General features: G+C 74.4%; 19 protein-coding genes. 6 read left to right on the top strand and 13 right to left on the bottom strand.

Annotated elements, in window-relative coordinates:
• The first annotated feature begins 11 nt into the window (after positions 1 to 11).
• Positions 12 to 602 (top strand): LysE family translocator, encoded by a 591-nt coding sequence (locus AB0B76_RS09845; RefSeq protein WP_360372297.1) that lies wholly within the window; start codon positions 12 to 14, stop codon positions 600 to 602.
• On the opposite strand, the gene AB0B76_RS09840 is transcribed toward AB0B76_RS09845, so the two are convergent.
• From AB0B76_RS09840 to AB0B76_RS09825, 4 genes are all read right to left on the bottom strand, one after another.
• Positions 592 to 2265, bottom strand: coding sequence for an AMP-binding protein (locus AB0B76_RS09840; RefSeq protein WP_360372294.1), 1674 nt, complete (start codon positions 2263 to 2265; stop codon positions 592 to 594). The two genes, AB0B76_RS09845 and AB0B76_RS09840, sit on opposite strands and share 11 nt — an antisense overlap.
• A 223-nt stretch (positions 2266 to 2488) precedes the next feature.
• Positions 2489 to 2791, bottom strand: a complete 303-nt coding sequence (locus AB0B76_RS09835) for a hypothetical protein (protein WP_360372292.1) — start codon at positions 2789 to 2791, stop codon at positions 2489 to 2491.
• Position 2792: 1 nt separating this feature from the next.
• Positions 2793 to 3074, bottom strand: coding sequence for a hypothetical protein (locus AB0B76_RS09830; RefSeq protein WP_360372289.1), 282 nt, complete (start codon positions 3072 to 3074; stop codon positions 2793 to 2795).
• A 166-nt stretch (positions 3075 to 3240) separates the two neighbouring features.
• Positions 3241 to 3960, bottom strand: coding sequence for a dienelactone hydrolase family protein (locus AB0B76_RS09825; protein WP_360372286.1), 720 nt, complete (start codon positions 3958 to 3960; stop codon positions 3241 to 3243).
• A 74-nt stretch (positions 3961 to 4034) separates the two neighbouring features.
• Between AB0B76_RS09825 and AB0B76_RS09820 the strand changes: the two genes are divergently transcribed.
• Entirely contained in the window at positions 4035 to 4595 is a 561-nt protein-coding gene (locus AB0B76_RS09820) for an XRE family transcriptional regulator (protein ID WP_360372283.1), read from the top strand.
• Between the two features lie 8 nt (positions 4596 to 4603).
• On the top strand, positions 4604 to 5125 hold the full coding sequence (locus AB0B76_RS09815; RefSeq protein ID WP_360372281.1) for a GNAT family N-acetyltransferase: 522 nt from the start codon (positions 4604 to 4606) through the stop codon (positions 5123 to 5125).
• Here the strand turns inward: AB0B76_RS09815 and AB0B76_RS09810 are convergent.
• From AB0B76_RS09810 to AB0B76_RS09790, 5 genes are all read right to left on the bottom strand, one after another.
• On the bottom strand, positions 5115 to 5672 hold the full coding sequence (locus AB0B76_RS09810) for a hypothetical protein (RefSeq protein WP_360372278.1): 558 nt from the start codon (positions 5670 to 5672) through the stop codon (positions 5115 to 5117). The genes AB0B76_RS09815 and AB0B76_RS09810 overlap by 11 nt on opposite strands.
• Positions 5669 to 6349: a DUF998 domain-containing protein gene (locus AB0B76_RS09805; protein WP_360372275.1), complete on the bottom strand. Its 681-nt coding sequence runs from the start codon at positions 6347 to 6349 to the stop codon at positions 5669 to 5671. Before AB0B76_RS09805 ends, AB0B76_RS09810 begins: the two co-directional genes overlap by 4 nt.
• A gap of 53 nt (positions 6350 to 6402) precedes the next feature.
• Positions 6403 to 7341 carry a serine hydrolase domain-containing protein gene (locus AB0B76_RS09800; protein ID WP_360372272.1) on the bottom strand — a complete coding sequence of 313 codons (939 nt, stop codon included), beginning with the start codon at positions 7339 to 7341 and terminating at the stop codon, positions 6403 to 6405.
• 19 nt (positions 7342 to 7360) lie between these two features.
• A complete protein-coding gene (locus tag AB0B76_RS09795) occupies positions 7361 to 8128 on the bottom strand; it encodes a hypothetical protein (protein ID WP_360372269.1) in 768 nt (255 codons plus the stop codon).
• 74 nt (positions 8129 to 8202) lie between these two features.
• Positions 8203 to 9381, bottom strand: a complete 1179-nt coding sequence (locus tag AB0B76_RS09790) for an FAD-dependent monooxygenase (protein WP_360372266.1) — start codon at positions 9379 to 9381, stop codon at positions 8203 to 8205.
• Positions 9382 to 9608: 227 nt separating this feature from the next.
• On the opposite strand from AB0B76_RS09790, the gene AB0B76_RS09785 reads away from it, so the two are divergent.
• Positions 9609 to 11501, top strand: coding sequence for a lytic polysaccharide monooxygenase (locus AB0B76_RS09785; RefSeq protein WP_360372263.1), 1893 nt, complete (start codon positions 9609 to 9611; stop codon positions 11499 to 11501).
• Between the two features lie 202 nt (positions 11502 to 11703).
• Here the strand turns inward: AB0B76_RS09785 and AB0B76_RS09780 are convergent, their stop codons facing one another.
• The 3 genes from AB0B76_RS09780 to AB0B76_RS09770 form a co-directional block, all read right to left on the bottom strand.
• Positions 11704 to 12006, bottom strand: coding sequence for a hypothetical protein (locus AB0B76_RS09780; protein ID WP_360372260.1), 303 nt, complete (start codon positions 12004 to 12006; stop codon positions 11704 to 11706).
• A 21-nt stretch (positions 12007 to 12027) separates the two neighbouring features.
• Positions 12028 to 12240 carry a PspC domain-containing protein gene (locus tag AB0B76_RS09775; RefSeq protein WP_360372257.1) on the bottom strand — a complete coding sequence of 71 codons (213 nt, stop codon included), beginning with the start codon at positions 12238 to 12240 and terminating at the stop codon, positions 12028 to 12030.
• Between the two features lie 92 nt (positions 12241 to 12332).
• Positions 12333 to 12974, bottom strand: a complete 642-nt coding sequence (locus AB0B76_RS09770) for a hypothetical protein (RefSeq protein WP_360372254.1) — start codon at positions 12972 to 12974, stop codon at positions 12333 to 12335.
• Between the two features lie 67 nt (positions 12975 to 13041).
• Here AB0B76_RS09770 and AB0B76_RS09765 point away from each other — a divergent pair, with 67 nt between their 5' ends.
• A complete protein-coding gene (locus AB0B76_RS09765; RefSeq protein ID WP_360372251.1) occupies positions 13042 to 13962 on the top strand; it encodes an aminoglycoside phosphotransferase family protein in 921 nt (306 codons plus the stop codon).
• Here the strand turns inward: AB0B76_RS09765 and AB0B76_RS09760 are convergent.
• A complete protein-coding gene (locus AB0B76_RS09760) occupies positions 13952 to 14821 on the bottom strand; it encodes an NADP-dependent oxidoreductase (RefSeq protein WP_360372248.1) in 870 nt (289 codons plus the stop codon). The genes AB0B76_RS09765 and AB0B76_RS09760 overlap by 11 nt on opposite strands.
• A gap of 72 nt (positions 14822 to 14893) precedes the next feature.
• On the opposite strand from AB0B76_RS09760, the gene AB0B76_RS09755 reads away from it, so the two are divergent.
• Positions 14894 to 15754 (top strand): AraC family transcriptional regulator, encoded by an 861-nt coding sequence (locus AB0B76_RS09755; protein ID WP_360372245.1) that lies wholly within the window; start codon positions 14894 to 14896, stop codon positions 15752 to 15754.
• The last annotated feature ends 11 nt before the right edge of the window (positions 15755 to 15765 follow it).

Genomic DNA, 15765 nt, shown 5'->3' with positions numbered 1-15765 from the left:
ACGTTGCCGGCATGCCCGTCAGCGCCCTCGCCGCGTTCTGGCTGTTGTCCCTGCTGCTGATCGCCGTGCCCGGCCCCGACTGGGCGTTCGTGCTGGGCGCGCCCCGGGTCCTTCCGGCGGTGGCGGGCCTCGCCGCGGGGTACTCGGCGCTCACCGTCCTGGTCGCGGCCGGCGTCGGCGCGCTCGTGGCCCGCTCGGCCGTGGCGATGACGGCGCTGACAGTGGCGGGCGGCGGCTATCTGATCTGGCACGGCGCCCGCACCCTGGTCCGCCGCCCGGGGCCGCTCGAACGGGCGGCGACGACGGGCCTGTTCCGCCAGGGCGTCGCCGTGAGCGCCCTCAACCCGAAGGGCCTGCTGCTGTTCGTGGCGCTGCTGCCCCAGTTCAGCCGCCCGTCCTCCGCCTGGCCGGTGTGGCTGCAGCTCGCCGCGCTCGGGCTGACGTTCGTGCTGACCTGTGTGGCCTTCTACCTGGCGCTGGGGTCGGTCTCGCGCGCGGTGGCCGCGGCCCGGCCGGGGGTCGCCGCGTGGACGACCCGCCTGGCCGGGGCGGCGATGCTCGGGCTCGGCGCCGCGCTGCTGGTGCAGCGGTTCACCGGCTGACGTCCCAGTACTCCCCCTCGGCCGGCACCGTCGGGTCGGGGTGCTTGTCGCGCTCCTGCCCGCGCAGCTCCACCCGGCGGATCTTGCCGGAGATGGTCTTGGGCAGCTCGGCGAACTCGAGGCGGCGGATGCGCTGGAACGGCGACAGGTGCGCCCGGCAGTGCTCGAAGATCGACCGGGCCGTCTCCTCGCCGGGCTCCCAGCCGGCGGCGAGCACCACGTAGGCCTTGGGCACGGCCAGGCGCACCGGGTCGGGCGAGGGCACCACCGCGGCCTCGACCACGGCGTCGTGCTCGATCAGGACGCTCTCCAGCTCGAACGGGGAGATGCGGTAGTCGGAGGCCTTGAACACGTCGTCGGCGCGGCCGACATAGGTGATGTACCCGTCGGCGTCGCGGGAGCCGATGTCGCCGGTGTGGTAGTAGCCGCCGGCCATCGCCTCCTCGGTGCGGGCCTCGTCGCCGTGGTAGCCGGTCATGAGGCCCAGCGGGCGCGCGGCGAGATCGAGGCAGATCTCGCCCTCCTCGCCGGGCTCGCCGGTGTTGGGGTCGATGAGGGCGACGGCGTACCCGGGGACGGGGCGGCCCATCGAGCCCGGCTTGACCGGCTGGCCGGGCGGGTTGGCGATCTGCACGGTCGTCTCGGTCTGGCCGAAGCCGTCGCGGATCGTCACTCCCCACGCCTGCTGTACCCGCTCGATGACCTCCGGGTTGAGCGGCTCGCCGGCCCCGACGACCAGCCGCGGCGGGGACGGCAGCGCGGAGAGGTCGGACTGGATGAGCATCCGCCACACGGTCGGCGGCGCGCAGAAGCTGGTCACGCCGCAGCGCTGCATCTCGCGCATGAGCGCGGCGGCGTCGAAGCGCGTGTAGTTGTAGATGAACACGCAGGCCTGGGCGTTCCAGGGGGCGAAGACGTTGCTCCAGGCGTGCTTGGCCCAGCCGGGCGAGGAGATGTTGAGGTGCACGTCGCCGGGCTGCAGGCCGATCCAGTACATCGTGGACAGGTGCCCGACCGGGTACGACGCGTGGGTGTGCTCCACGAGCTTCGGGCGGGCGGTGGTGCCGGAGGTGAAGTACAGCAGCAGGGTGTCGGCGGCGTTCGTGGGCGCGTCCGGGGTGAACGTCGGGTCGTCGCCGAGGGTGTACGGCAGCCAGCCCTCGGCCTCGCCGCCGACCGCGATCCGGGTCACCTCCGGGTCGACGCCGGCGAACCTGCCCGCGGACGCGGCCCCGGCGATGACGTGCCGGGCGCCGCCGCGCAGCACCCGGTCGCGGGCGTCGGCCGGGCCGAGCAGGGGCGTGGCGGGGATGATGACCGCGCCGAGCTTCATCGCGGCGAGGATCGTGTCCCACAGCTCGACCTGGTTGCCGAGCATGAGCACGAGCCGGTCGCCGCGGGCCACGCCCTGGGCGCGCAGCCAGTTGGCGAGGCGGTTGGAGCGCTCGGACATCTGGGCCCAGGAGTACCGCTCCTCGCGCCCGTCCTCCTCGACGATCCACAGTGCGGGCGCGTCGTTTCCAGCGGCGACGGAGTCGAACCAGTCCAGCGCCCAGTTGAACTCGCCGAGCCGGGGCCAGCGGAACCGCTCCAGGGCGGCGGCGTAGTCCTCCCGCGTGGCCAGCAGGAGATCGCGGGCCTCTTTGAACAACGCGTACGACATGCCCCGCAGCCTACTTCCGGCGGCACATCTGCACCTCCGGCGACGACGCCACGTGCTCCGCGGCCGCCGCCTCCTCCGGGGTGGCCCGGCGGCGAGGCGCTCGGGCGAGGGCGCGGCCACGGCCGCCTCCCGGCGGGTTCAACCGCCGGGAGGCGCCGTGCGTTGCTGCGCTGTCTGTTTCGCGGGCTTCGAGCCCGCTTTGTCGCGGCCTTTCAGCAGGGCTTTATTTCGCGGGCTTCGAGCGGGCCGCCGGGCGCTTGGCCGGGGCCGGCTCGGAGCCTTCCATGAAGTGCAGGATGCGCGGCGTGAGGGCGGTGGCCAGGGCCGGGGCGAGCGCGTCGGCGAGCGCCCCGGCGACGGCCTCGGCGAGCAGCACCCGCTCCAGCAGCGGCGTGCCCCGCGGCAGCTGCGGCACCATCGACGCGGGTGCGCCCACCCCCCGCCCGGCGTCGTTGAGGATGTCGAGAATCAGGTCGTCGATCATGCCGTCGACCGGCTGGCCGCCCCCGTTGTCGTCCTGGGCCATGTCAGCGGCGCGAGAGCAGGGCCGCAAGCAGCAACGGGTTGTCCATCATGCCCTCGCCCTCCTCTTCGCGGCGTTGCATGAGCATCGCGAGCAAGAGCGGGTGCTCGATGCCCGAGCGCCGGCCGCGGCGGCGGGTGAGGGCGGCGAGCATCAACGGGTGGTCCATGATGCTGTCGTGCTCCTCGCGGCGGGACATGAGCGCGGCGAGCAGCAGCGGATGGTCGATGCCCATGCCCTGCTGCTCCATGCCCGATTCCTGGCGCTCAGCGGTCGAACTGGTCACGGAAGTCTCCTCGTATCGGGGTGTCGCCCCAGGCACGGGGCGGTTACGGGCCCAACGGTCGCCGCCGGGCGCGTGACCCGGCTTCACCTGCGCGGAAGGGTTCATCTTCGGCCCCCGCCCGGCCGCCCCGGACCACCTGCGCGCCCGGTAATGACGCTCGGGTACGTCACGCCAGGTGCTCGGCGAAGAAGGTCGTTATGCGCTCGCGCGCGTCGGCGGCCGAGGGCTCGTGCGGGCCGTACCGCAGCAACGGCTTGCCCAGGCGCACCATCAGCGGGATCGGGTCGCCCGCCCGCACGTGGTCGTTCAGGAAGCCGTGGCCCGCGTCCGGGTACTCCTTCACGTCGTGCGGCACCCCGCACACGGTCAGCGCCGCCTCCAGCCGCGTCGCCGCCCCGCGCAGGGTCAGGTCGCGCCTGCCGAAGCTGCCGATCACGGGGCAGGCGTCGCGCAGCAGGTCCGCGGCGTCCTTCGGCACGCTGCCGTAGTTGGCGCTCACCGCCGCGAAACCGTGCCCGGGCGCCAGCAGCAGCGCGAACCCGCCGCCCAGGCAGAAGCCGATGACGCCGATCCGGCCGGTGCAGCGCTCGTCGGCGGCCAGGAGCGAGCGGGCCGCCTCGACGTCGGCGAAGGTCGGGCCCGAGCGGCGGCGTACGTCGGCGAAGATGGTGCGCAGGCAGGTCATCGGCCGGCCCCAGAAGAACAGGTCCGGGGCCAGCGCGAGGTACCCCTCCCCGGCCAGCCAGTCGGCCTGGTCGCGGGTGTCCTGGCCCATGCCCATGGCGTCGTGGATGACGACGACGCCCGGGTGCGGGCCGGGACCCGCCGGCACGGCCAGGTACGCGGGCATCGCGCCGTGGACGCTGTCGATGGACACCTCGCTCATGCGCCGATCGTCCCAGCCCGCGGTGACGACCACCACACCGCCGCATCTCCCGGATCTGGGATATCGTCCCGCATGTGGGAGACGATCTCGAGACCAAGCTGGCCGGGCGCCTCGCCGAGCTGCGCGCCGAGCGGGGCTGGTCGCTCGACGACCTCGCCGGGCGCGCCGGGGTGAGCCGCTCGACGCTGTCGCGGCTGGAGCGCGGCGAGATCAGCCCGACGGCGGCGCTGCTGGGCCGGCTGTGCGCGGCGTACGGGCGGCCGATGTCGCGCCTGCTCGCCGAGGTCGAGCCGGAGCCGCCGCAGCTCGTGCGGGCCGGGGCCCAGCCGGTGTGGCGGGACCGCGTGACCGGGTACACCCGCCGCTCGGTCTCCCCGCCGCACCCGGGGCTGCGCGGCGAGGTGGTCGAGGCGGTGCTGGAGCCGGGGGCCGACATCACCTACGAGGAGCCGCCGGTCGCGGGGCTCGAGCACCACCTGTGGGTCCTCGACGGCGGGCTCGAGCTCACCGTCGGCGGCGCCGGGCACGCGGTCGGGGCCGGGGACTGCCTGCGGTACCGCCTCTGGGGCCCCTCCCGGTTCGTCAACCCCGGGCCGGCGGCGGTCCGCTACGTCCTGCTCATCGTCATGCCCTGAGGAGCGCCATGCCCACGATCACCCGGCTCACCCCGCGGGCGTACCCCGGCCGCGTCGACGCCCTCGCCGAGGTCCTCGCCGACGCCGTCGCGCACGGCGCCTCGGTCGGCTTCCGGGCCCCGTTCGGCCCGGGCGACGCCGCCGCGTGGTGGCGCACCCGCGAGGCGGCCGTGCGCGACGGCGCCCTGCACGTCTGGCTGGCCGAGGACAACGGCGCCGTCATCGGTACCGTCAGCCTCGCCCTCGAACCCAAGCCCAACGGCCGGCACCGGGCCGAGGTGCTCAAGCTCATGGTGCACAGCCGGGAACGGGGACGCGGCCTGGGCCGGGCGCTGCTGGCCACCGCCGAGGCGGCCGCCGCCGGCGCGGGCGCCAGCCTGCTGCTGCTCGACACCGCGACCGGCAGCCCCGCCGAGCGGCTCTACGAGACGGCGGGCTGGACGCGGTACGGCATCGTGCCCGAGTACGCCACCGACCCGGCCGGCACCCTGGAGGACTGCAGCTTCTTCTTCAAGCGGCTCAGGCCCTGACCGGGGTGCCGCGCCGGGCGCCGGCCAGCGGCAGCAGGCCGACGAAGAGCAGGGCCGCGGCGACCGGGATCAGGTCGAGGTTCACCGGGATCATCAGGAACGCGAACAGCGCCGCGATCGGGCTCCAGGCCGGCGCCCGGCCCGCGCGGACGAGCTGCACCAGCAGCGTCACCAGGCCGAGCACGAGCGCGGCCTGCCCGACGATCTGCAGCGGCAACGGCAGCGGGGCGGCGTCGGCGAAGCGCGGCGCGAGGTCGCCGACGATGACCCACAGGAACGCCACCATGCCGGCGAGGGTGGCGATCACCGCGAGGTTGGCGGCGAGGCGGTTGCGGAAGTCGCGGAACGGCAGCAGCCGGCGCACCGCGACGGCGAACGCGCCGAGCAGCGCCATCGCGGCGAAGAACATGACGTGGCCGGTGTTCCACATCCAGGCGCCCTTGTCGTGGTGGCCGTCGAGGCCGTCGATGAGCCGCAGCGCGCCGTAGCCGAACAGCAGCACCGGCGCCGCGATGGCGCCGGTGCGCACGAGCGAGGAGGAGGTCATGCCACGAGCGTCGTCGCCCGCGCCGTTGCGGACATCCGGGCAGAACCCCGACGCGACCCGGAGCTCCGCCGGAGCAGGATCCCTGAGGTGGCCGCGATCCAGCCCCAGGCGAGCAGCACGCCGGCGAACAGGGTCAGGGCGCCGTCCGCGCCGCCGGTGAACGCCCACGCGAGGAGGGCGAAGAACGCGACCGCGCAGACCCGCCCGGCCCACGCCCACGCGCGCTGCCCGTCGGCGGCGAAGCGGCGGGCCAGCACGAAGCACAGCGCGATCATCGAGAAGAACGACAGGCTGCCGCCGATGTTGTGCACGATCGCGTGCCAGCTGAACGACGTCGGCTGACCCAGCGGGGTGCCGACCGGGAAGCCGTCGGCCGGGTCGAGCCGGAACACGGCCGCGATCAGCATGCCGGCGCCGATGAGCACGAGCAGCCGCGGCGCCCACCGCTCGCCGGGCCCGCCGCGCAGGGCGGCCCGGGTGCCGGGGGCGGCGGCGATCGACAGCAGCCCGGTCGCCAGGAACGAGGCGATCTGGACCCAGCCGAGGTCGCCGTTGCTGAGCATGCTGACCGGGTGGCGGGTGATGTCGTAGCCGTCGCGGGTGGCGGCCTGGGCGAGGGCGACGACGGCGAACAGCGGCGCGGCGGCGGTGCCGGCCGCGAGCGAGTACCGGGTCATGGTGGTGGTTCCCTTCGAGGCGTTGGATGCTTCTGCCAACGCGTCGAAGAGGGTCAGCGGATTTCGACGGCGACGCGGGAGAAAAGTTCGTCGCACCACGCCGCGAACGGGCCCCGGTCGCCGCGCACCGGGTGGATGCGGTTGCTGAGCACCAGCACGCCGTACCCCCGCGAAGGCTCGAACCAGAGCCGGTTGCCGACGAAACCGGTCGCCCCGAACCCGTCCGGGCCGGCGCCGGGCCCGCCGATCCCGCGCGTCGGGTGCAGCCACCACCCGGCCGCGAACCGCTCCCCCGCCGCGCTCTCGGCCAGGCACGGCGGCGGCGGGCCGAGGAACGGGCGGGCCGCGGCGACGACCCGGCCGAGGGTGCCGAACGCACCCGCGTGGCCGCCGTACCCGCCCATCGCGTACGCGTTCTCGTCGTGGACCTCGCCGCACACGAGGCGGCCCCGCCACGGGCACCGCTCGGTCGCGACCGCGGGCGCCACCGGGCCGCCCATCCGCAGGCCGCCGCCGTCGAGCGGCCGGCCCGTGAGGTCCTCGACGAGGGCGCCGAGGATGATGTACCCGAGGTCGCTGTACACGGGCCCCGGCTCGCAAGGCTCGGTGTCGAGGGCCGCGTCGACGATCGCCGGCCCGCGCAGCGTCTCGTAGTAGCGCGCCGTGGCCGGCAGCCCGGAGCGGTGCGCGAGCAGGTCGTCGACGCTCGCCCGGCCCGCGGCCCGCCCGGCGGCGCGCGGCCACAGCTCGCCGATCGCCCGGTCCCCCGGCAGGCCGAGCGCCCGCACGGCCGGCAGCGTCACCAGGACCTTCGTCAGGCTCGCGAGGTCCCACCAGCACGCGGGCGTGGCCGGGCGCCCCGTGCCCAGGTCGGCGACCCCGCGCACGGCGTGCGCGAGCACCCGCTCCCGGTCGAACACCGCCACCGCGACGGCGGGCGTGGGCGACCGCGCGGCGAGCTCGTCGAGCCACGTCCCAGGCGACGGCGGCATCTGAGGCGACGGCGGCATCTCAGGCGACCGCGGCGAGCAGGGCGCGGGCGGCGCGGATCGCGGAGCGGATCTCCTGCAGGCAGCGGTCCGGCCCCGCGGCCCCGGGCGGCTGGGGCGTGCTCGCCCGGAGCGGGTCGAAGCCGACGGTGTCGATGCCGCAGCGGTACCGCAGCCCAAGGATCCGGATCGCGTCGCAGTGCTGGAACGGCACGTACAGCGGCGAGGTGACGACGAGGATGCGCTGGTCGGCCCGCGGGCGGGCGAGGGCGGCCCAGTGCTCGTAGGTGTCGGCGGTGTTCGCGCGGCCCGCGCCCGGCGCCCGCGGCGGCGCGACGAGCACGGGGACGTCACCGCCGAACGCGGCCTTCACCCCAGCGGCGAGCGCGTCCGCCTCGGTCGCGCAGCCCTCGACGCCGGGGACGGCGCGCTCCTCGGGGCCGAGCGGGCGGAGGCTGCCCAGGGCCGCGACGGAGCCGATCCGCCGGGCGGCGGCGAGGCGGGCGGCGTGCTCGGTGCGCTGCAGGCAGGCACGGGCGAGGCCGCCGAGGACGAGCACGTGGGCGTACTCGTCGTGGGGCGGCTCGGCGCTGCCCGTCAGCCCGAGCCCCGCCGCCGCGTCCAGGGCCGCCGCGGCCAGCTGCGGCGGCAGGTCGACGCGGATGCGGTCGCGCTCCACGCCGCCGAGGCGGCCGCGGAAGTTCCAGTGCGCGTCGGAGAACGCGTCGAGCCAGGCGAGGAGATCTTCGCCCGGGAGCTCGCCGCCGAACGCGGACACCAGGTCCCGCATCGCCGGTGACCCCGCCCAGCGGTGCAGCTGGGCGGGGAGGGCGCCGGGGTCCAGGCCCGGCGGGCACTCGAGGTCTACTTCGTCTCCTGCAGGTCGGCGAAGATGTCGTACCCGTGGATCCAGGCCACGTTGTCCGGCAGCGACTGCAGGCGCGCGTTGCGCTCGTCGGCCGGCGGGCCGTCGGGCACCTGGAAGCAGGCCGCGTTGCCACGCGAGCCCATCTGGATCTTCCGCGTGCGGGCCTTGCGCAGGTGCTCGTACCGCTGCAGCGCCTCGGCCACCGACAGCCCGTCGGCGGTCAGGTAGAACGCCAGTGCGGCGGCGTCCTCGATCGCCTGGTTGCTGCCCTGCCCGGCGTGCGGGAGCATCGGGTGCGCGGCGTCGCCGAGCAGCGTGACCCGGTCGGTGCTCCACTTGCGCAGCGGCTCGCGGTCGTAGAGGGCCCAGCGGCCGACCTCCTCGACGTTGGACAGCATCGACACGACGGTGTCGTTCCAGCCGTCGAACGCCGCGACCGCCTCGGCCGGCTCGCTCTTGGACGACCAGGACTCGAGGGTCCACTCGGGGTCCGGCACGTACGCCACGAAGTTGACCAGCTCGCCGCCGCGGACCGGGTAGATCACCAGGTGCCGGCCGGGGCCGAGCATGAAGGTCAGGCCCATCGACTCCGAGCCCGGCACCTTCTGCGCCGGGACGAGGCCGCGGAAGCAGCTCATTGCCGAGAACACGGCTTCGTCTGGGCCGGCGACGTGGTGGCGCACCGCGGAGCGCAGGCCGTCGGCGCCGACGACGATGTCGGCCTGCACCTTGGTGCCGTCGGCGAACTCGATCTCGGCGCCGTCGGGCGACTCGTGCACGGCCGCGGCGCGCCGGCCGAGCTGCGGCTCGCCCTGGTAGGCGTCGAGGAGTACCTGGTGCATGTCGGCGCGGTGGATACCCAGGAACGGGCCGCCCATGCGCTCGTCGTACCAGTCGCCCATCGGGTGCTCGTAGAAGATCTCGCCGGAGCGCCAGTGGTGGAACTGGATGCGCTGTAGGTTGCTCGCGACGTCGCGGGCGGCCCGGCCGACGCCGAGGTCGTCCAGGACGCGCATGCCGTTGCCGCCGAGCGCGATGCCGGCGCCGATCGCGCTCAGCTCGCCCGCCTGGTCGAACACCTCGACCTCGAAGCCCTTGGCCTGCAGGGCGACCGCGGCGGCGAGGCCGCCGATGCCGGATCCGACGATGGCGACGCGCAGCGGTGACGAACCCATCGAGTACTCCACGTATATGAGATATCGACAATGTGGCACGGACAAATGGCCCATCGGGCGACAGGAGCCTATCCACCCGCACATGCGGGTAGCCAGCGTCCCGTGATGAATCTTTCATCGCATTTGCCAGCACCCACGCACGAAACGTGTTTCGGAATTGTCACTTCGCTGCTCACCGACCTTCAATCCGGTAAATGGATTGCCCTCGATGGGATGGAAGGTTGGGCATGAACCGACGAAGAAGGCTCGCGCTGTGGTTTGCCGCGGTCCTGGCCGGAACCGGGTCGGTCGCGGTGTTCGCGGCCCCGGCCTCCGCGCACGGCGCGCTGATGCAGCCGGGCAGCCGTCAGTACCTGTGCTGGAAGGACGGGCTCAGCACCACCGGAGCGATCCAGCCGAAGAACCCGGCCTGCGCCGCCGCCGTTGCGCAGATGGGCCCGAACGCGCTGTACAACTGGTTCGCGATGCTGCGCTCCGACGGGGCCGGGCGCATGTCCGGCTTCATCCCCGACGGGAAGCTGTGCAGCGCCGACGCCAAGGTGTACGACTTCTCGGGCTTCGACCTGGTCCGCACCGACTGGCCGCTGACGCACCTGACGGCGGGCGCGACGATGGAGTTCGACTACAGCAACTGGGCGGCCCACCCGGGCACGTTCTCGCTGTACGTCACCAAGGACGGCTTCGACCCGAGCAGGCAGATCACCTGGAACGACCTCGAGTCGACCCCGTTCCTGCAGGCGACCAACCCGCCACAGGTCGGATCGCCCGGTACCACTGACGGGCACTACTACTGGAGCGGCAGGCTGCCGACGGCCAAGTCGGGCCGGCACATCATCTACTCGGTCTGGTCCCGCTCGGACAGCACGGAGACGTTCTACGGCTGCTCCGACGTCACCTTCGACGGCGGCAACGGCCAGGTCACCGGCGTCGGCGACGGCACCGGCGGCTCCACGGGCGGCCCCACCTCCAGTGGTCCGACCTCGAGGCCCCCGTCGAGCCCGTCGAGCCCGGGGGCGTCCTCCTCGCCCCCCGGCAACGGGGGCAACGCGGGCTGCACGGCGACGTACTCGATCACCAGCAGCTGGCAGGGCGGCTTCCAGGCCGACGTGAAGGTCACCAACCCGGGCTCGGCCCCGATCTCCTCCTGGAAGGTCGGCTGGAACTACACCGGGGGCCAGACCGTCGCCCAGGGCTGGAACGCCACCGTCACCCAGTCCGGCACGGCGGTGACCGCCGCGAACGTGGCCTGGAACGGCACCGTCCCGGCCGGCGGCAGTACCAACTTCGGCATGCTCGGCAACGGCAACGCGGGTACCGCCCCCACGCTGTCCTGCGCCGCCAACGGCGGCAGCCCGACCTCACCGACCGCGTCGGTCTCGCCCTCGCGCTCGATGGGTCCGACCCCGAGCACCAGCCCGGGCGGCGGCACGCCGGCCGGCTGCACCGGGGCCGCGTTCTGCGACGGGTTCGAGAACCAGACCGGCACCGCCGTGTCCGGCGACTGGACCACGTCGTTCGCCAACTGCCAGGGCTCCGGCACCGCCACCGTCGACTCGTCCGTCGCCCACAGCGGGGGCAAGTCGGTGCGCATCAACGGCGCGGCCGGGTACTGCAACCACGTCCTGGTGAAGCCGACCAAGGACCTCAGCGGCCTCGGGTCGGTGTGGTACGGCCGGTTCTACGTGCGCCACACCACCGCCCTGCCGGCCCAGCACGTCGCGTTCGCGGCGCTGAAGGACAACGGCGACGGCGGCAAGGACCTGCGCATGGGCGGGCAGAACGGCGCCCTGCAGTGGAACCGCGAGTCGGACGACGCCACCCTGCCGGCCCAGAGCCCGGCCGGCGTGGCCACGTCCAAGCCGCTGCCGACGAACTCCTGGAACTGCGTGGAGTTCATGGTCGACGGGCGCGGCACGCTGTCGACGTGGCTCGACGGGACGGCCGTGCCCGGCCTGACCGTGGACGGCACGCCGACGGCGGACATCGACCAGCAGTGGCTGGCACGCTCGTGGAAGCCGCAGGTGACCGACCTGCGCCTGGGCTGGGAGGCCTACGGCGACGGTTCGGACACGCTGTGGTACGACGACGTGGCGGTCGGCGCTTCGCGCATCGGCTGCTGAGGTCTTTTGTACAAGGCGCCCGGCTCGCTCCCCTGCGGGCCGGGCGCACCATTTGGCGCGAAAAGTCGGGCGCTCCGCGCCCCGACTTTTCGGATTTATACCCTGTCCGGCGATAAATGCGAAAAGTCCGATCACGAAGTGTCGGACTTTTCGATCGCGTCCTGGATGTCGGACTTTTCGCTTTCGAAGAAGCCCGCGAAGATCAGCCCTCCGCGTGCCAGCGGCGGAACAGCTCCAGTTTGGCCCGGGCGCGGGCGTCCACCGCCGGCCCCAGCGCGTTCGTCTCGGTGAAGAACGTGACGGCCGCGAGCAGGTCGCCGCACTCCTCGACCAGGCGCGCCCGCAGATCGGTACCGTCGTAGTAGGTGTCGCGGCCCGAGGCGCCGACGAGCTTCGCCAGGATCTGTACGAGCTCGCCGGCCTCCTCCGCCAGTTTGGCCAGACCCGGCCACGTCGACGAGCCGATCTCGTAGGGGCCGGCCGGTCCGAAGTCGCGATCATCCACCCGCGAAGGGTAGCCAGGCGATCAGGCCTCGGACGGCATCAGGAGCCACAGGATCGGGTAGATCAGGATCTGGCTGCCGGGGATGATCAGCAGGACCAGGACGAAGAGCAGGCGCGCCATCCACGGGTCCAGGCCGAAGCGCTGCCCGAGGCCCGCGCACACGCCGCCGAGGAGCCGGCCGTGCATCGGCCGGACGAGACCCTGCCGGCGCATCGAGCCGTACACGCTGTCCATTGTCGTTCTCCCATCACGATTGGTGTACCACCAGCATCGGCGTGCGTGGACCCCAGCCGCATCAGGGAACGGCCCCGGCAAGCCCCTGAGGCTCAGCTGCCCAGAACCCGGAGCGTCACCGCGGCCAGGCCGGCGAGGATCTCGACGAAGTGCCGGGCGTGCAGGCCCGGCGACTGCACGGCGACGTCGTGCGCGCGGCCGCCCGCGGTCAGGGCGCCTCCGTCGTGGTAGGACTCGTACGGGGTGCCCGGCACCGGTAGGACGCCGGGCGCGGGGGGCTGCCGGCGGTACCGCTGCCGCATGCTCCGGAACGCGGTGCCGTCGACGCCGTGCGGCTGCGGGAGCACCGACGCGTAGGTGTCGCCGGTGAACCGCACCGTCCAGCCGGCCGGCGGGTGCTGCCCGGCCTGGGTCGCCCGGAGCTGCTCGATCTGCTCCTCGCTCATGCCCTGGGCGCGCATCCGCGCCTCGTGCAGGCCGGGCACGGGCTCGGGGGCGCCGGCGCCGCGTTCGCGCAGACCCTTGCGGATGGCGTTGCCCAGGAAGCCGGTCGCCTCGGGGCCCAGCGGGTCCAGGGGGCCGATCGACTCGACGGGGTGGCGCAGGTACGCGCCGAGCAGGTCGACCGGCACGGCGGCCAGCCCCTGCGGGTCGCCGACGGGCACGGGGGGCAGCGCGAACAGGTCGGGCGGGCCGCCGAGGTCGCCGGGCTGCTGCCGGAAGCGTCCGAACATGGGCCCATGATGGGGGCCGAACCCGCCCGAGGGTCGTGACTGACGCACGCCTGACAGGATGGGCGGCATGTCGGTATTCCGGCGGAACGTCACCGCCGTTTGGGGCGAGGCCGGGGCCCGCTGGCTCGATACGCTGCCCGCGACCCTCGGCGAGGTCGCCGCCGGGTGGGGGCTGGCCGTCGGCGCGCCGTACGACCTCACGTTCCACTTCGTCGCCGCGGCCACCACCGCCGCGGGCGAGCCCGTCGTGCTCAAGCTCGGGGTGCCGGGCGGGGACTCGCTCGCGGAGGAGTCGCGGGCGCTGGCGGCGTTCGGGGGGCGGGGGGCGGTACGGCTGCTGCGGGCCGACCCCGGGCGCGGGGCCCTGCTGCTGGAGCGGGCCGAGCCGGGCGTGCGGGCCCGGGACGTGCCGGACGCCGAGGCGACCGCGGCCGTCGCCGGCGTGATGCGCGAGCTGCACGTGCCCGTTCCGCACGACACGGCCGAACCCCTGCTGCCCGACGTGCTCGGCCAGGTGCGCGCGTTCGACCGGCACCTGGCCCGTTTCCCGGGCGACGACCCGCTCCCCCGCGCGTTCGTCGCCACCGCGGCCGGTCTCATGCGCGAGCTGTGCGCGTCGGCGCCGTCGCGGGTGCTGCTGCACGGCGACCTGCACCACGACAACGTGCTGTCGGCGGGGCGGGCGCCCTGGCTGGCGATCGACCCGCACGGATTGACCGGCGACCCCGGGTACGAGATCGGCTCCTGGCTCTTCAACCCCGAGCCCGCCGACCGCGACCCGGCGCTGCTCGCCCTGGTGCCGGGCCGCCTCGAGCGGCTCGCCGAACTGCTGGGACAGCCGCCGGACCGGCTGGTCGCGTGGGGCTTCGTCAAGGCCGTGCTCTGCGACGTGTGGACGGCCGAGAACTGGAAACCCGGCGATCCCCGGTCCCCGGCGAGCCGCGCCCTCGACGTGGCCGCGCTGCTGCGGCCCCGGCTCAACCGGTGACGATCGTCTTGCCGCGCAGCCGGCCCGCCTCCGCGGCGCGGTGCACGTCCGGGAGTTCGGCCAGGGTGCGCACCGCCGCGATGTCCAGCCGCAGCTCGCCCGCGTCCACGAGCCGTACCAGCGCGGCGAGGTCGCCGGGGTCGTTGCGCACCACGAAGTGCACGGCCGGCGGCGGGAACCGGTCGGTGACCGAGACCAGGACCCCGCCGGGCCGGACGAGTCCGGGCACGCCGGCGCCGCCGGGCACCAGGTGGAGCACGACGTCGAAGGGGCCGGCGGGCAGCCCCCGCGCGTAGTCGTGCACGACGTCGGCCCCGAGCGCGCGTACCGCCGCGGCGCTGCGCGGGCTCGCCGTCGCGGTCACGTGCGCCCCCGCGCGCCGGGCCAGCTGGACCGCGAAGCCGCCGATCCCGCCGCCGGCCCCGTTGACGAACACCGTCTGCCCGGCCGCGACCCGCGCGTGCTCGACCACCGCCTGCCACGCGGTCACGCCCGCGACGGGCAGCGCGGCCGCGTGGGCGAGCGGCACGGCGGCCGGGGCCGGCACGAGCAGCGCCGGGTCGGCCACCGCGAACCCGGCGGCCGCGCCCCCGTCGACGCGCCCGAGCACCCGGTCGCCGGGGGTGAGCCCGCCGCCGGCACTCGCGACGGTTCCCGCAAGATCCCAGCCCAGGGTGTACGGCAGGGAGAGCTCGACCACCCCGCGGAGCCACCCGTTGCGCAGCCCGACCTCGGAGGGGTTGAACGAGGTCCCCGCGACCTCGACCAGCACCTGCCCGTCGCCCGGGATGGGCACCGGCACGTCGTCCAGCCGCAGCACCGACGCGTCCCCGTACGTGTGGATCCGTATCGCCTTCATGCCTGTGAACCTACGAGCGGGAGCGGGCCGCGCCCATGCGTACGCGTCCCGGACGCATACGATCGCGTCTCGATGGACGTACTCAGCGACGCGGTGACCGCGATGCGCACCGGCCGCCCGGTCGCGGCGGCGCAGTCGTGGGCGGCGCCGTGGGGGCAGCGCTTCGCCGCGGTCCCGGGCGCCGTCGGCCTCCAGGTCGTGGTGCGCGGCGAGTGCTGGCTGATCCCGGACGGCGACCCGATCCGCCTGCGGGCCGGGGACGTGGTGCTGCTGACCGACGGCCGCGGCCACGCCCTGGCCGACGACCCGCGGACACCGCTGCAGCCCTGCGAGATGCCGACAAATCGTGAAATATCCGATTCGGGGGGTGAAACTCTCGTCCTCTGCGCCGCCTACGAGCTCACTGACCTTCGCACGCATCCACTCCTGCGCACCGTCCCCGATCTGATCCACCGGACCGGGAGCCGGGCCGTCCGCACCCTCATCGAACTGCTGGCGGCCGAGCTGGAAGACGGCGGGGACGCCGCAAGCATCGGCGTCACCGCCCTCGTCGACCTGCTGTTCCTGCACACCCTCCGCGCCTGGTCCGCCGAGCACGGCGAGCCGGCCGCGCTCACCGACCCGGCCGTGCGCGCCGCCCTGGACGCCATCCACGCCGGCCCCGAGCGCCCGTGGACGGTCGCGGCCCTCGCGCAGCTGGCCGGCCTGTCGCGGGCACCGTTCGCGCGGCGCTTCGCCGAGCTCACCGGGCAGCCGCCGCTGGCGTACGTCACCTGGTGGCGCCTGACGCTGGCCGCACGCCTCCTGCGCGAGTCCGACGCGCCGCTGCGGGCCGTGGCCCGGCGGGTCGGGTACGCCTCCGAGTTCGCCTTCGCGGCCGCGTTCAAGCGCCGCTTCGGTACCGCGCCCGGGCGGTACCGGGGCGCCGTCTGAGCGGTCTACCG

It is taken from the genome of Dactylosporangium sp. NPDC049140 (assembly GCF_040648435.1).
The sequence above is the reverse complement of the archived record's forward strand: the minus strand, read 5'-3'. Positions and strand labels throughout refer to the sequence as shown.

What these genes read in the sequence shown, in the direction of transcription:
- AB0B76_RS09845 (WP_360372297.1), top strand. Translation starts at nt 12, where the DNA reads ATGCCCGTCAGCGCCCTCGCCGCGTTCTGGCTGTTGTCCCTGCTGCTG.
- AB0B76_RS09840 (WP_360372294.1), bottom strand. Translation starts at nt 2,265, where the DNA reads ATGTCGTACGCGTTGTTCAAAGAGGCCCGCGATCTCCTGCTGGCCACG.
- AB0B76_RS09835 (WP_360372292.1), bottom strand. Translation starts at nt 2,791, where the DNA reads ATGGCCCAGGACGACAACGGGGGCGGCCAGCCGGTCGACGGCATGATC.
- AB0B76_RS09825 (WP_360372286.1), bottom strand. Translation starts at nt 3,960, where the DNA reads ATGAGCGAGGTGTCCATCGACAGCGTCCACGGCGCGATGCCCGCGTAC.
- AB0B76_RS09815 (WP_360372281.1), top strand. Translation starts at nt 4,604, where the DNA reads ATGCCCACGATCACCCGGCTCACCCCGCGGGCGTACCCCGGCCGCGTC.
- AB0B76_RS09810 (WP_360372278.1), bottom strand. Translation starts at nt 5,672, where the DNA reads ATGACCTCCTCCTCGCTCGTGCGCACCGGCGCCATCGCGGCGCCGGTG.
- AB0B76_RS09805 (WP_360372275.1), bottom strand. Translation starts at nt 6,349, where the DNA reads ATGACCCGGTACTCGCTCGCGGCCGGCACCGCCGCCGCGCCGCTGTTC.
- AB0B76_RS09800 (WP_360372272.1), bottom strand. Translation starts at nt 7,341, where the DNA reads ATGCCGCCGTCGCCTGGGACGTGGCTCGACGAGCTCGCCGCGCGGTCG.
- AB0B76_RS09795 (WP_360372269.1), bottom strand. Translation starts at nt 8,128, where the DNA reads ATGCGGGACCTGGTGTCCGCGTTCGGCGGCGAGCTCCCGGGCGAAGAT.
- AB0B76_RS09790 (WP_360372266.1), bottom strand. Translation starts at nt 9,381, where the DNA reads ATGGGTTCGTCACCGCTGCGCGTCGCCATCGTCGGATCCGGCATCGGC.
- AB0B76_RS09785 (WP_360372263.1), top strand. Translation starts at nt 9,609, where the DNA reads ATGAACCGACGAAGAAGGCTCGCGCTGTGGTTTGCCGCGGTCCTGGCC.
- AB0B76_RS09775 (WP_360372257.1), bottom strand. Translation starts at nt 12,240, where the DNA reads ATGGACAGCGTGTACGGCTCGATGCGCCGGCAGGGTCTCGTCCGGCCG.
- AB0B76_RS09770 (WP_360372254.1), bottom strand. Translation starts at nt 12,974, where the DNA reads ATGTTCGGACGCTTCCGGCAGCAGCCCGGCGACCTCGGCGGCCCGCCC.
- AB0B76_RS09765 (WP_360372251.1), top strand. Translation starts at nt 13,042, where the DNA reads ATGTCGGTATTCCGGCGGAACGTCACCGCCGTTTGGGGCGAGGCCGGG.
- AB0B76_RS09760 (WP_360372248.1), bottom strand. Translation starts at nt 14,821, where the DNA reads ATGAAGGCGATACGGATCCACACGTACGGGGACGCGTCGGTGCTGCGG.
- AB0B76_RS09755 (WP_360372245.1), top strand. Translation starts at nt 14,894, where the DNA reads ATGGACGTACTCAGCGACGCGGTGACCGCGATGCGCACCGGCCGCCCG.